Origin of the sequence: Hymenobacter gummosus, from assembly GCF_003970915.1 — a bacterium.
GTDB lineage: Bacteria > Bacteroidota > Bacteroidia > Cytophagales > Hymenobacteraceae > Solirubrum > Solirubrum gummosum.
The window spans coordinates 535,210-549,342 of sequence record NZ_RXOF01000001.1; the positions used below are offsets into that span (position 1 = coordinate 535,210).

At 65.6% G+C, this 14,133-nt stretch carries 12 protein-coding genes; 2 read left to right on the top strand and 10 right to left on the bottom strand.

What is annotated here, in order from left to right:
* The first annotated feature begins 122 nt into the window (after positions 1-122).
* A complete protein-coding gene (locus EJV47_RS02350) occupies positions 123-1,637 on the top strand; it encodes an NAD(P)H-hydrate dehydratase (RefSeq protein ID WP_126691526.1) in 1,515 nt (504 codons plus the stop codon).
* A 96-nt stretch (positions 1,638-1,733) separates the two neighbouring features.
* On the opposite strand, the gene EJV47_RS02355 is transcribed toward EJV47_RS02350, so the two are convergent.
* The 4 genes from EJV47_RS02355 to pafA form a co-directional block, all read right to left on the bottom strand.
* On the bottom strand, positions 1,734-2,645 hold the full coding sequence (locus EJV47_RS02355; protein ID WP_126691527.1) for a UbiA prenyltransferase family protein: 912 nt from the start codon (positions 2,643-2,645) through the stop codon (positions 1,734-1,736).
* A 157-nt stretch (positions 2,646-2,802) separates the two neighbouring features.
* The gene (locus EJV47_RS02360; protein WP_243650977.1) at positions 2,803-3,486 is read right to left on the bottom strand and encodes a DUF6766 family protein; all 684 of its coding nucleotides are present in this window, start codon (positions 3,484-3,486) and stop codon (positions 2,803-2,805) included.
* A gap of 157 nt (positions 3,487-3,643) precedes the next feature.
* Entirely contained in the window at positions 3,644-4,216 is a 573-nt protein-coding gene (locus EJV47_RS02365) for an inorganic diphosphatase (RefSeq protein ID WP_126691528.1), read from the bottom strand.
* A gap of 161 nt (positions 4,217-4,377) precedes the next feature.
* Positions 4,378-6,096, bottom strand: coding sequence for an alkaline phosphatase PafA (gene pafA / locus EJV47_RS02370; protein ID WP_126691529.1), 1,719 nt, complete (start codon positions 6,094-6,096; stop codon positions 4,378-4,380).
* 220 nt (positions 6,097-6,316) lie between these two features.
* On the opposite strand from pafA, the gene EJV47_RS02375 reads away from it, so the two are divergent.
* Complete coding sequence (locus EJV47_RS02375; protein WP_165903584.1) at positions 6,317-7,042, top strand: HAD family hydrolase; 726 nt, start codon at positions 6,317-6,319, stop codon at positions 7,040-7,042.
* Between the two features lie 63 nt (positions 7,043-7,105).
* Here the strand turns inward: EJV47_RS02375 and EJV47_RS02380 are convergent, their stop codons facing one another.
* From EJV47_RS02380 to atpH, 6 genes are all read right to left on the bottom strand, one after another.
* On the bottom strand, positions 7,106-8,665 hold the full coding sequence (locus tag EJV47_RS02380) for a LamG domain-containing protein (RefSeq protein ID WP_165903585.1): 1,560 nt from the start codon (positions 8,663-8,665) through the stop codon (positions 7,106-7,108).
* On the bottom strand, positions 8,662-9,906 hold the full coding sequence (locus EJV47_RS02385; RefSeq protein WP_481249172.1) for an Ig-like domain-containing protein: 1,245 nt from the start codon (positions 9,904-9,906) through the stop codon (positions 8,662-8,664). Before EJV47_RS02385 ends, EJV47_RS02380 begins: the two co-directional genes overlap by 4 nt.
* Positions 9,900-10,586 carry a SprB repeat-containing protein gene (locus EJV47_RS29105; RefSeq protein ID WP_126691533.1) on the bottom strand — a complete coding sequence of 229 codons (687 nt, stop codon included), beginning with the start codon at positions 10,584-10,586 and terminating at the stop codon, positions 9,900-9,902. The genes EJV47_RS02385 and EJV47_RS29105 overlap by 7 nt, the downstream gene beginning before the upstream one ends.
* A 319-nt stretch (positions 10,587-10,905) precedes the next feature.
* The gene (gene atpG / locus EJV47_RS02395; protein WP_126691534.1) at positions 10,906-11,799 is read right to left on the bottom strand and encodes an ATP synthase F1 subunit gamma; all 894 of its coding nucleotides are present in this window, start codon (positions 11,797-11,799) and stop codon (positions 10,906-10,908) included.
* A 90-nt stretch (positions 11,800-11,889) separates the two neighbouring features.
* A complete protein-coding gene (gene atpA, locus EJV47_RS02400) occupies positions 11,890-13,473 on the bottom strand; it encodes a F0F1 ATP synthase subunit alpha (RefSeq protein WP_126691535.1) in 1,584 nt (527 codons plus the stop codon).
* A 9-nt stretch (positions 13,474-13,482) separates the two neighbouring features.
* Complete coding sequence (atpH, locus tag EJV47_RS02405; protein ID WP_126691536.1) at positions 13,483-14,040, bottom strand: ATP synthase F1 subunit delta; 558 nt, start codon at positions 14,038-14,040, stop codon at positions 13,483-13,485.
* Positions 14,041-14,133: the final 93 nt, after the last annotated feature.

Sequence of the window (14,133 nt, forward strand, 5' to 3'; positions counted from 1 at the left end):
ACACTCGCTTCGCTCGTTAAACCGGCGCCAGCCATACCCGCCCAGTCTCCATTCGTCTACAAAATCCGCGAACCGAAGGAAGACGTAGTCAAATCCGTAAAATCCGTCTCAATCCGTGATTTATGAAGCTTCTCACCGCTGCCCAGACCCGCCAGGCCGACGCCGCCACCATCGAGCAGGAAGGCATTAGCTCCGCCGATTTGATGGAGCGCGCCGCCGCGGCCTTCACCGACTGGTTTTGCCAGCGCCTCTCCCCCGCCGAAGCCGGCGAAGTGCTGGTCGTGTGCGGCCCCGGCAACAACGGCGGCGACGGGCTGGTGGCCGCCCGGCTGCTGCACCACGGCGGCTACCGCGTGCAAGTGGCCCTGCTGCCCGCCGATAAGCACTCGGCCGACTTCGAGCTGAACCGCCAGCGCCTGCCCGCCGCGGTGCCCGTGGCCGAGTGGGCGCCGGCGCAGCTGCCCGCCGTTGCGCCCGGCACGGTGGTCGTCGACGCGCTGTTTGGCACCGGGCTGAACCGGCCGCTGACCGGCGCCGCCGCGGCCCTGGTAGCGCACCTGAATACCAGCAAGGCCCGCATTGTGAGCATCGATTTGCCCTCCGGTCTGCTGGCCGACGCCCCACAGCCCGCCGACAGCCCGGTGGTGCAGGCCCGGCACACCATCACCTTCGAGCTGCCCAAGCTGGCCCTGCTGCTGCCCCAGAATGCCCGCTACGTGGGCCGCTGGCAGGCGCTGCCCATTGGCCTGAGCCCGCAGTTTCTGGCCGAAGCCGACACCGACACCTACCTCATTGACGTGACGCTGCTGGCCGGTCGACTGCCCGCCCGGCCTACGTTCTCGCACAAGGGCACCTTCGGGCACGCCCTGCTGCTGGCCGGCAGCCGCGGCAAGCTGGGTGCGGCCGTGCTGGCCGCCCGCAGCTGCCTGCACGGCGGCGTAGGCCTGCTCACGGTGCAGGTACCTGCCGTGGGCTACGCCGTGCTCCAGACCGCCGTGCCCGAGGCCATGTGCTTGGCCGACGCCCACAAGCACGAACTCAGTGAGCTGCCGGACTTGAAGCCCTACAATGCCGTGGGCCTGGGCCCGGGCATCGGGCAGGACGACGCTACCCGCGCCGTGCTGGAAGAGCTGCTCTGCACCGCCCCGGTGCCGCTGGTACTCGATGCCGACGCCCTGAACCTGCTCGGCGCCAACCGCTCCCTGCTCGACCTCTTGCCGCCCGATACCCTGCTGACGCCGCATCCCAAGGAGTTTGAGCGCCTGACCGAACCCGCCCGCGACGATTACCACCGCCTGGAGCTGCTGCGCGACTTTGCCCGCCGCCACCGCTGCTACGTGCTGCTGAAAGGGGCCTACTCCTGCCTCGCCACCCCCGACGGGCAACGCTACTTCAACACCACCGGCAACCCCGGCCTGGCCACCGGCGGCACCGGCGACGTGCTCACCGGCCTGGCATTGGCCCTGCGCGCCGACAAGCGCCTCTCCCCGCTCGACGCCGCCCTGCTGGCTACCTACGCCCACGGCCGCGCCGCCGACCTGGCCGCCGTCCATACCGGGCAGGCCGGCCTCACCGCCGGCGCCCTTCCCCACTATATCGGCCGGGCCCTGCAGGAGCTGACGACGGAGGAGTTTTGAGGTGAGCAGATGAGTGGATGAGTGGATGAGTGAATAAAAAAGGCTGTCTTCCTTCATCTACTCATCCACTCATCTGCTCACCTGCGCATCCCCCTTCTACCCCAGCGCGGCGGCCAGCATTAGGGTGGCGGCTTGCACCAGCAGCACCCCGTCGGCGAGCAGGGCGTAGTAATAATCGGAGCGGGCTTCGTGGGCAAACCACACCACCAGGGCGGTGAGCAGCCCGGGCAGCAGCAGCAGCAGCTGGGCGGGCAGGGCCAGGCCGGGCAGCAGCAGCGCCACTGAGGCCAGGGTGCACGCCAGGGCCAGCCAGCGGCCGGCCTGGTAGCCGAGCAGGCCGGGCAGGGTGAGCGGGCCGTTGCGCTGGTCGCGGGCGTAGTCGCGCAGGTCGAAGACCAGGGCCACGGCCAGGATAAAGCAGAAGCGGCGGGCAAAGAGCAGCCACACGGCCGGCGTGGTCAGCGGCAGCGACAGGCACAGGGCGGGCAGCCACACCGTCACGGCCGACCACACGTAGGCAATCAGGAAGGTTTTGAGGCCGGGCCAGTCGCGCAGGCCGCGGCGGCGCCCTCCGGGCTGCTTGGGCGGCAGCACCGGCCAGGAATAGGCCAACGACAGCAGGGCCAGGTGCCCCAGAAACACGGTCAGCGCGGTGGTGAAGGGGCTCAGTAGGTACAAGGCCACCAGCGCTACGGCTGAGGCCACCACGATGCCCATCAGCAGCGGGCGGTGCTGCACGATCCAGCGGCGGCGCGGCGGCACGGTAGGCGGCAGCCGCAGGCTGTGCCGCCGCGCCCCGTTCAGGTTGTACACCAGCAGCGTGGCCGCCAGCACCAGCGCGGGCACCGTCCAGGGCAGGGGCCGCCGCCAGTAGCTGGCCGACGATACCGCCAGCGCCGCCGCCGAGGCCGCCACCAGGCCGTTGCTGAACAGCAGCGCGTCGAGCACGGCCCAGGCCCAGCGGCCCAGGCGCGAGGGGGCAGGACGGGAAACGGCGGGCTCGGCCATAGGGAGTCGGGCTGCCCGCAGCAGCGGGCCTAGATTCGGGGCCGCAAAATAAGCAGGCCTTACCCGCTCAATGAGCAATGAAGCTCCGCCCGCCTACTGTCGCCGTCTCGTCGCTGGCTCATTATTCATTCGTCATTGCTAATTATTAATTGCCAGCCTACTTGCCCGTTTCGCTGTGCGCGGCGTCCACCGGCTTCGACTCCGGGGAGCCGTGCTGCCGCAGCCAGATGCTCAGCACCACGATGCTCACGATGCTCAGAAACTCGCTCTGCCAGTTCTGCAGCGACTCAAACCAGAAGCGCGAGGTAGCCATGTATTCCCACAGGCTCACCGTCGGCTCGCCGTGGGCCTGCTGCTCAATGTTGTACACCTCGGTGCCGCCGAGTCCGTGCAGGAAAAAGGCCCCCAGAAACAGCGCGAAGAAGGCCAGGCTCAGGGAGCGTTTGTAGAGCCAGAGCACCGCCCCGCCCTGCTTCACCGGCCAGGGCGCGTCGGGCTTGTTGGGGTCGGGCTGCCGGTCCACTTCCTCTTCCTCGTCCAGCTTCTTCGATTCGGCCGAGCCTTTCTGCCGTAGGCTTACCGTCAGCACCACGTACAGGGCCATCTGCAGAAACTCGCTTTCCCAGTTTTCGAAGGTGGCCTCCGTCCAGTGGCCGGAAGTCACGTATTCGCCCAGGCTTAGCTCGGGCCGGCCCAGTTGCTTTAGCTCGTCGTTGTAGTCGTGGTGGCCGGTGAGCGTCTGGCCCAGCAGCGTGACGAGCACCATGACGGTGATGACCAGCGAGAGGCCGTTTTGGTAGAGAAACCGCCGCAGCGGCGACGTCGGAGTGTGTTGGGTCATGGGGGTAGGACGCCGGAAAGCTTACCCGCCGTTCTACGCCCCCAGCGGGCAAAATGTGTTGGACTTTGGCCAGCAAACCCAACAAGAAAGCCCCAGCTGCGGGGCAGTCGGGGCTTTTTCCGTGTAAATGCGGAGGCCGGGCTCCGTACTTACCGGCCTACAGCATGGACAGCTGGGCCTGGTGGTTGTTGGTGTGGCGGAACGTCTCGTCGTAGAGGTCGATGCTGTTCTGCACGATGCGGTAGGCATCCTCGCGGCCCATGAACTTCTCCACCACTACCTGCTTGTTTTCGAGGGCTTTGTAGTCCTCGAAGAACTTGCGCATCTCGCGCAGGGTGTGCGGGGGCAGCTCCGAAATGTCGTTGTAGTGGTTCATCGACACGTCGTTGGCGGCTACGGCAATGATTTTGTCGTCCTCCTCGTTGTTGTCAATCATCTGCATCACGCCGATGACCTTGGCTTCGATCAGGCACATGGGCACCACGTCGACCGAGCAGAGCACCAGCACGTCGAGCGGGTCTTTGTCGTCGCAGTAGGTCTGCGGAATGAAGCCGTAGGCGGCCGGGTAGTGCACGGCCGAGAACAGCACGCGGTCCAGCTTCAGCAGGCCGCTGTCCTTGTCCAGCTCGTACTTGCCCTTGGAGCCTTTCGGAATTTCGATGATGGCATTGACAATGCCGGGAGCCTTGGAACCGTGGTTAACGTCGTGCCAGGGGTTGAAGTGAGCCATTGTGGTAACTGCGGGCTGCCGGGTTCGGAGAGAGGCAGCGCGGGAAGGATGAAAAATTCGGTTGATGATTGATTGTTAAATGGCTGGATGGCTAAATGGCTGGTCGTTCTAGCGTAGCAGAACAATCAACCATTTAGCAATTCAGCCATTTAACAATCAACTTATTTTTTCTTGGTCAGCACGTCCTGCAAGGGTTGGCCGGTGCAGCCGTCGGGTTCTTGGATATGGAGAAAACGGGCTACCGTCGGTGCAATATCGGTAATCCGCGCCGGATATACCGACTCGCCCTGCGGCACGCGCCAGCCCCAGAACAGGAGCGGAATGTGGGTATCATACGCACCGGACGAGCCGTGGGTGGTGCCTTTGTTTACCGGGTAGGCGTACGACTCCAGCCAGCCGGGCTCCATCACCACCATCACGTCGCCCGAGCGTTTGGGCAGGTAGCCGTTTTCCAGGTACATCAGCAGGCCGCTTTCCCAGTGCGAGCGTTGCACGTCGGTGGCCGCCACGGCCCGCGTGACGCCCGTAAACTGCACCACGAGTTCGGCCGTCTGCTGCTGCACCTGGTAGAGGTCCAGCTTTTTCTGCTGAATCAGCGGGCGGTTGAGGTACACCTGCTGGTTTTCGTAGCTGAGCACCCACTGCCCGGGGCCGTAGCGGCGCTGCAGCTGGGCCTGCAGGGTGTCGCGCCAGAGCCGGGGGCCCACCGAGCCGGCCGGAATGCGCTGGCTCTTGAGAAACTCCGGCGAGTGGGCCGCGCCGTGGTCGGCCGAGAGGAACACCAAGGCTTGGCCCTTGCCCACGGTCTGGTCGAGGGTTTTGAGCAGGCGGGCAATGTCGCGGTCGAGGCGCAGGTAGGTATCCTCCGTCTCGATGGCATTGACGCCGAAATGGTGGCCCACGTAATCGGTGGAGCTGAAGCTCAGGGCCAGAAAGTCGGTTTGCCCGCGCTGGCCCAGCTGCTCCTGCCGGATGGCTTCGAGGGCGAAGTCCAGGGTGAGCGTGTTACCAAAGGGCGTGGTGCGAATCAGGTCCAGGTTGGTCGTGGGCGGCTTTTCGCCGGCGGCCAGCATGGTGCCCTGCACCTGGGCCGGGGCCAGGCCGCTGAGCACCGGCAGGTTGTGCGGAAACACCGGCTTCTGCTCCCCCTTGAAGGTATTCTCCCAGGGCACGTCGTCGGCCGTGCTTTCGGTGTATTCGCTGAGGGGCAGCAGCGTCTCCCAGGGCTTGCTCAGGTACTGCTGGGGCAGCTTGCGGGCGTTGAACTGCTGCACCCAGTCGGGCAGCTGCTGGGCGTAGAAGGTGCTGGTGATAAACGAGCCGTTGGAATTATCAAACCAGTAGGCGGCCGAGGCGGCGTGGCCCGCCGGCAGGATGGAGCCGCGGTCCTTGATGCACACGCCGATGGTCTTGGCCTGGAAGTTGGTGGCCAGGCGCAGCTCGTCGGTGATGGTGGTGGTGAGCATGTGCCGCGGCGACATCTGCCCGGCCCAGGCGTCGCCGCCCACCGATTTGACGCTCTTGTCCTCGGTCACGTAGGTGCCCTTGCCCGTCTCGCGCTCCAGCCAGTTGTTGCCGATGATGCCGTGCACCGAGGGCGTGGTGCCGGTGTAGATGCTGGCGTGGCCCGGCCCGGTGTAGGTGGGCACGTAGTTGTAGTGGCAGTTTTCGAAGCTAAACCCCTCGCCCAGCAGGCGCCGGAAGCCGTCGGCGCCGTACTTGTTCCAGTAGCGGTACAGGTAGTCGTAGCGCATCTGGTCCACCACGATGCCCACCACTAGCTTGGGGCGGGGTACGGGCTTGGTTTTCTGGGCCTCGGCCGGGGCGCCGCCCCACAGGGCCGCGGCCGTCAGCAGGCCCGTCAGAAAAGAGTTTCGCATAATCAGAACGGGGTAAGCAGGCCCGCAAGGCTCGGCGGCCTGGCGGGGCCGCCAAAGTTACGGCTCAAACCGGCAACGCCCGCCCAACAATAGCCCCAGCGGCCCCCGCCCCGTACATGCAAACGGTTATCAAATAATGAAGAAGGAAAGGCAGATGGTGCCCCGGGCTCGTTCCCCGCCTTCTGCCCTGTTCCTCCTGCTTCCTCAATCCTGCTGCCCCATGCTCCAAGCTTCCGATTACGCCCTCATCTTCGACATGGACGGCGTGCTCATCGACAATACCCGCACCCAGGCCCGGGCCTTTCAGCTGCTGTTCCGTGAGCTGGGCCTCGAAACGAAAGCCCTGCCCCTGCTGCACCGCCTGAACGGCATGCCGGCCACCAACATTCTCAAGACCATCTTTCAAAACCCCGTGCCCGAAAAGGAGCTGAAGCAGTACGCCGACCGCCGCGAGTTCCTCTACCGGGTGCTCTACTGGGAGAAGCGCCGGGAAGTAGCCGGCCTCACCCGCTTCCTCGAAGCCGCCCGCGCCGCCGGCTTCCGCATCGGCCTGGGCACCGGCTCGGCTTCGGAAACGATTGACTACATCGTCGACCACCTCGACCTGCGCCGCCACTTCGACGTCATCATCGGCAAGGACGACGTGGACCGCGGCAAGCCCTACGCCGATACCTACTCGGTGGTGTCACGGCGGCTGGGCATTCCGCCGGAGCGCTGCCTGGTCTTCGAGGATGCCATTCTGGGCGAGCAGGCCGCCTACAAGGCCGGTATGCGCTGCCTGGCCGTCAGCACCACGCTGCCGGCCCGGCAGTTTCAGGCGCCGCTGGCCGTTATCAAGGACTTCACCGACCTCACGCCCGAGCGGGTGCTGGCGCTGCTGGAAGAGCATCCGAAGGTGCCCAAGCCGAGCAAGGAGCTGGCCGGGCGGCAGTATATGCGGCTGTAAAACGCACCGGCCCGCCTCCTGGGCAGGAAGCGGGCCAGTCGGGTGATGACCGGGCGGCCGGGCCTATTGCCTCACCAGACGCATGGCCTGTCCGCCGCAGCGCACCACGTACACGCCCGCCGGCGCGTGAACCGGCAGCTGCAGCCGCGCCGTGCCCGCCGCGTCGGCCGTGGCCGCCAGCAGCCGGCGGCCGCGCAGGTCCAGCACCAGCACCGCGGCGCCGGGTGCGGCCCCGGTCAGCGTGGCCTGGCCGCCCGGCGTGGGGTTGGGTAGCAGCGTCAGCTGCGCGGCTGCCCCGGCGCCGGACGCGGCCACCGCCCGCACCTCGGAGTAGCTGCTGGTGCCGTCCAGGTCTACCTGGCGCAGGCGGTAGTAAAGCAGCCCGGCCCTGCCCGGCAGCTGCGCGTCGGTCAGCGCGTAGGCGCGGGCGCTGCTGCTGGTGCCAGCCGCCGGCACCCGTCCGATGGCGGCGAAGAGTTGCCCGTCCGGGCTGCGCTCTACCTGGAAGTAGGCGCTGTGCTGCTCCTGGGCAGTGGCCCAGGCCAGGCGCACGCCCCCGGCGACGGGGGCGGCCGTAAAGCTCAGCAGCTCCACCGGCAGCGGCGAAGAGCCGAAGGTGCCGATGACGGCCTGGCTGAACGAGGTAACCGGGAAGGCCACTGTGCCCGCCGCCGCGTCGGCGCTGCTGGCCGCAATGGGCGCCTCGAAGGTGCCGTCGCCGTTGCTGTCGCGCTTAAACAGGCGCAGGTTGGCGGGGGTGGCCGCATCGGCCGGACTGAGGTCGGCCGGGCTGAGGGAGAAGGTCGTGGTGGCGGCAAAGCTGCTAGTGCTGTACCGGTCGATAATCCAGTACGCCCCGGCAAAGGTACCCTTCAGGCTGGCGTCGGCGGGCTGGGTGCCCAGGGGCTGCCCATCGAGGCGGCTGACCACCACGTCGTAGGGCGGACTGCCCGCGGCGGCGAAGTCGATGGCCAGGTCGGTGCCGGCGAAGCTGTAGTTGCCGGCGCCCGTCACCGCCATGCGGGTGCTGCGGCCGTAGCCCACCGGGGCCGTACTGCCCACAACGGTAGTGCCCACGGGCGTTCCAATCTTGCCCCGTACTGCGTCGACCACCACGTTGGGCCCCGCGTTGAGCTGCAGGTAGGCCAGCAGGCCGGATTCGGTGCCGTCCAGGGTCAGGTGGCGCAGCTGGCGGGTTTCCGCCTGGCTCAGCGCCCGGCTCCAGAGGCTGATTTCGTCGAGGCTGCCGGGAAAACAGCTGGGCGTGGCGCTGGCACCCAGGTTGCCGAAGTACGCCACCGGGGTGCTGACGGGCACGTTGGTAGTGGTGAGGGTGCCCAGGGCGGTGCCGTTGTGGTAGATGAGCAGCTGGCTGCCGTTGAAGGTCACCACCACATGGTTCCACTGGTTGGGTACCAGGGTGCCGGTCGGCGTGGCGGCCCCGCGCACCGTGCTGCCGGTGCTGAAGCCGGCCTCGATGCGGCCGTCGGCCCACACGCCGAGGTAGGGCGCGGCGTTGTTGCCCGAGCCGTTGCCCATTACCCCGTAGAACACCGTGCCGCTGGCCGCGTTGATGTTGGGCCGGAGCCATACCGATTGCGTGTACTGCCCGCCCAGCGTCACGGGGTGGCGCTGAAATTCACATAGCCGGCTGTGGTCCCGCCGGTGCCGTGCAGAGCCAGCCCGGCGACGGGGTCGGTATTGACGATGGCGCGGCTGCCGCCTGGGCTCGTGACGGAGGGCACGTAGGCCGTGCCGCTCACCGTCAGGCTCGTCAGCTCCGCGTCGATGAGCTGTCCGGCGGTGGCACCAGCGTCCACGTCGTACACCAGCCAGAAGTAGTTTGTCCCCGCGCTCAGCGGCTGGCTGCCCGTGACGGTGAAGGCGCCGTTGGGCCGGCTTACGGCCGTGCCGAAGGGCACCGCGGCGCCGAAGCTGCTGCTGGAGCCGGTGTAGTACACGCGGGCCGCGGCCAGGCTGCCGGAGGCGTTGGTGCTGCCGGTGGTAGCCAAGGTGAGGGCCTGCAGGCTCAGCGGCAGGTCGGGCCCTCCCCCAATGGTCACGGCCACGCGCAGGATTTCCTGACTGGCGCGGCCGGCCACCACGCGGTCGGTATTGGGCTGCTCGGCGGTGCTGCTGGTGTAGGTGGCGGGGTTCAGCACCGTGAAGGTGTTGGTGGCGCTGGGGGCGCTGAGGGCGTTGCCGCTGAGCTGGGCCCGGGCGGAAGCCGTGTGCGCGCCGAAGGCCAGGGCCGTAGGCTGCGTGAGGCTCCAGTTGCCGCCCGCGTCGGCTGTGGTACTACCCGTGCTGCTGCCATCCACATAGAGCGTAACGGTGCTGCCCGCCGGGGCCGTGCCCGCGTAGGTGGGCGCGGGCGTGGTCAGGCCTGCCCCGTTGGCTGGCGTCAGGAGCACCGGCGCGGCCGTGGGGTCAAGGATGGTGAAGCTGCGGCTCACGGGGCAGCCGTTGTTGTCAGTGGCCTGCACGGTGTAGCTGCCCGCTACCAGCCCCGTCACGGACGAGGTAGTAGACGTGGAATTGGCCGACAGGGTACCAGTCGGGGCGGAGGTGCGCGTCCACTGGTAGGGGTAGTAGGGGGGCGTGCCGCCGGACAGGCTGACGGAGGCCGTGCCGTCGGCCCCGCCCGGAGTGCTGGGGTTGTTCGTCGTCAGGTTGACGTTGATGGCCGAGGGCGTAACCAGGGTAAAGTTATAGGTCGCCGTGCAGTTCTTCGCGTCCCTAACCAGCACGCTGTAGTTGGAGAAACTGCCGCCCAGGTTGCGGATGCTGTTCGTACCGTCCCCGGTCGGGTTGCCCGGCGACCAGTCGTAGGTGTAGGGCGGGGTGCCCCCGCTCATTACCACCGTAGCCGAGCCGTTGGCCGAGCCGTCGCAGGTCGGGTTAATCTGCGACCGGGTGGCCGATAGCGGCGCTGAGGGCTGGTAGATGGTGAAGTTTGACGGGAGGTGCAGCCTTTGGCGTCGGTCACGGTTACCTCGTAGTTGCCTGCAGGCCGGTTGCTGGACGAAGCGTTAGTACCACCGCTGGGAAGCCAGCTGTACTGGTAAGGTGGGGTACCGCCGTTGACCGTTATGGTAGCCGTACCGTTGGAGCCCCCGAAGCAGCTCACATCGGTTTTGGTGTAGGAAGTAGTCAGCGGCGCGGTGGGCTGGGTGATGGTGGCTGTAGCCGTAACCCAGGCTCCGGTCGCATCCGTGACGGTCACAGTGTAGCCCCCCGTGGCCAGGTTGTTGGCCGTAGCGCCCGTACCGCCGCTGGGGCTCCAGCTGTATTGGTAGGGCGCGGTGCCGCCGCTGGCTGTAACCGTGGCCGAGCCGTTTGCACCGCCGTTGCAGCTCACGTTGGTCTGGGCCGAAATGACAGCGGCTAGCGCAGCAAAGCGCCGCGCCGGACTCGGACTGCCAGTAGGGCGAGGCGTAGCAGGCCGCAAGGCCCCAGCCCGGCCGGCCGCAGCCAGCAGTAGTAGCGTCCAGAGCAAAACGAAGCCGCGCCGAGCGGCGCCGAGCAGAACCCCATGTGGCATAAGAACCGGGCAGTGATGGTTGAAGCAGCTCCGCCCGAACGGCGGACCAAAGCAGCAGCTAGCCGGCCGCCCAAGCAGGCAGAGCAAAGCCAAAGTTATACTCCAGCCATATATTAATTTATATTAATACATAAACGGGCTAGCCTATATTCTCAAGACCTTGCTTCTGTAAGCAGCCCCCGGACAACCTGGAGCACAAGCAGGAACTAGGCATTTGAACGGTTGCCGCATCCTGCGTAGAATAAGAGAGCCATGAATGCAAAACCGGCCCGCCTCCCTTGCGGGAAGCGGGCCGGTTTGAGGTATTGAGCCGTTGGTCCTAGCGGCTGGCAGCCAAAGCCTCGGCCCCACCCACGATTTCGAGAATCTCGTTCGTAATGGCGGCCTGGCGGCCCCGGTTGTAGGTCAGCTTGAGCGACTTGAGCAGTTCACCGGCGTTTTCGGTGGCTTTGTCCATGGCCGTCATGCGGGCGCCGTGCTCCGAGGCGTTGCTTTCCAGCACCGCTTTGTAGAGCTGAATCTTGAGCGAGGTCGGAATCAGGCTTTCCACGATTTCCTCCTTGCTCGGCTCGAAGATGTAGTCCACGTTCGAGGCCGGGGTAGCGGCGCCTACGGGCTCGGCGGGGGGCAGAATGGGCAGCAGCTGCTCCGTGCGGATGATCTGCGTAGCCACGTTCTTGAACTCGTTGTACACGATAACCACCTCGTCGAACAGCCCGTCGCGGAAACCGGCCATGGCCTCCTCAGCGGCGGCGCGCACCGTATCGAACGACAACTGCTGGAACACGTGGGTGTAGTTGCCCACCAACGCCCCGCGGCGGCCGAAGTAGTCGTGCGCCTTGCGGCCGATGGCCATAACGCTCACGTTACCGGCGGCGGCCTGCGCAGCGTAACGCTCCTGCACCACCTGGCTCACACCCTTAAACACGTTGCTGTTGAAAGCACCCGCCAGGCCGCGGTCCGAGGTAATGGCAATGATGAGCACGCGGCGCACCTCACGCACCACGCCGTACGCCCCCGTCACCTCAGCTCCGCCGCCCTGCGAGAGGTTCGACAGGATGCCGTTGAGGCGCTGGGCGTAGGGCCGCATGCGCATGATGTTGTCCTGCGCACGGCGCAGCTTGGCCGCCGCCACCATTTTCATGGCTTTGGTAATCTGCTGCGTCGAGCTGACCGACTGAATCCGGCCGCGGATTTCTTTAAGGTTAGCCATTGAATGGTTGAATTGTTAAATGGCTAAATGGTTGATTGTTCTCGCGTTGCCAGAACGACCAACCATTTAGCCATTCAACCATTTAACAATCTATTTTGCAGCGTACGAGGCCGACAGGTCGTTGATTACCTGGCGGATGGTGCCCGTGATGGTGTCGTCGAGCTTACCGGCTTTCAGGCCAGCCAGCACGTCGGCGTGACGGGTGTTCATCACCTGCGTAAACTCCTTCTCGAACTCGCGCACGCGGTTTACCGGAATACGGTCGAGCAGGCCGTTCGTGGCGGCGTAGATGATGGCCACCTGGTCTTCCACCTTCACCGGCGAGAACTGGGGCTGCTTCAGGATTTCCAGGTTACGACGGCCCCGCTCGATGGTGAGCTTGGTCGAGGCGTCGAGGTCGGAACCGAACTTGGCGAAGGCTTCCAGTTCGCGGAACTGGGCCTGGTCCAACTTCAGCGTGCCGGCCACCTTCTTCATCGACTTGATCTGAGCCGAACCACCCACGCGCGATACCGAGATACCCACGTTGATGGCCGGACGGATACCGGAGTTGAACAGGTTCGTCTCCAGGAAGATCTGCCCGTCGGTAATCGAAATTACGTTCGTCGGGATGTAAGCCGATACGTCACCAGCCTGCGTCTCGATGATGGGCAGCGCCGTCAGCGAACCACCACCTTTCACGATGCCTTTCAGGCTCTCGGGCAGGTCGTTCATGTTGCTGGCAATGGCGTCCGAAGAGTTCAGCTTAGCAGCGCGCTCCAGCAGGCGGCTGTGCAGGTAGAACACGTCGCCGGGGTAAGCTTCGCGGCCCGGGGGGCGGCGCAGCAGCAGCGACACTTCGCGGTAAGCTACAGCCTGCTTGGAGAGGTCATCGTACACCACCAGGGCCGGACGGCCGGTGTCGCGGAAGAACTCGCCGATGGCAGCGCCCGTGAACGGGGCGAAGAACTGCATCGGCGCGGGGTCGGAAGCCGAAGCGGATACGACCACCGTGTAGTCCATGGCACCGCCGCGCTGCAGCGAGTTTACGATCTGGGCTACCGTCGAGGCCTTCTGGCCGATGGCCACGTAGATGCAGAATACGGGCTCCCCACGTTCGAAGAACTCGCGCTGGTTCAGGATGGCGTCGAGGGCAACAGTCGATTTGCCGGTCTGACGGTCACCGATGATCAGCTCGCGCTGGCCGCGGCCGATCGGAATCATGGCGTCGATAGCCTTGATACCGGTCTGCAGGGGCTCGTTAACGGGCTGACGGAAGATTACGCCCGGGGCTTTGCGCTCCAGCGGCATGTCGTACAGCTCGCCCTGGATGGGGCCGCGGCCGTCGATGGGCTGGCCCAGCGTGTTGACCACGCGGCCCACGATGCCCTCACCTACCTTGATCGAGGCAATCTTGTTGGTGCGGCGTACGGTTGCGCCCTCGCGGATTTCCGAGTAGTCGCCGAGCATTACGGCACCTACGTTGTCTTCTTCGAGGTTCAGAACCAGTGCCTGCAGGCCGTTCTCGAACTCAATCAGTTCGCCCGACTGGGCTTTCGAGAGGCCGTAGATGCGGGCTACCCCGTCGCCAACCTGCAGCACCGTACCGACTTCTTCGAGTTCGGCTTCGGTCTTGAAATTGGACAACTGCTCCCGCAGAATGGCGGATACTTCATCCGGACGTACTTCTGCCATGATGCTGACTTATAGTTGGGCTTGGAAGGGGTTCTCTTTGAAGGTGGACCGCAGGCGGTTCAGGCGCGTGCGGACCGAGTCGTCGATCTGCCGGTCGCCGAGGCGCAGCACGAACCCGCCGATGAGCGAGGGGTCGACGTGCTCCTTGAGCAGCACCTGGCCGCCGGTCTGATCCTGTACCAGACGCTCCACGTGGGCGCGGAGTTCCGGGGTGAGCGGGGTGGCCGTGGTCACGTCCGCCGATTGAATACCGCGCAGCTTGTTGAACTGGGCCAGGAATTCCGGGGCCACAAATTCCAGCGCGTTTTCGCGGTTTTTCTGGGTAATGATGGTGAAGAACCGCATGGTCAGGTCCGACACCTTGCCGTCAAACAGCCGCCGCAGGATGGCCAGCTTCTTGTCGTGCTGCACGATGGGGTTGCGCAGCAGCAGGCGCAAATCGCGGCTGCCTTCCAAGGTGTTGCCGAACAGGTCCATATCCTGTTTCACCGCATCCAGCGTACCCTGCTCATTCGCCAGATCCAGCAGGGACTTGGCGTAGCGGGCGGCGACTCGTAGTTCAGACATTGATTGGGGACTTGGGGTCTTAGGGGCTTGGGGTCTTGATTTTTGGGGCACGGAGCCGGACTGAAACAGCCCAAGACCCCAAGCCCCCAAGAT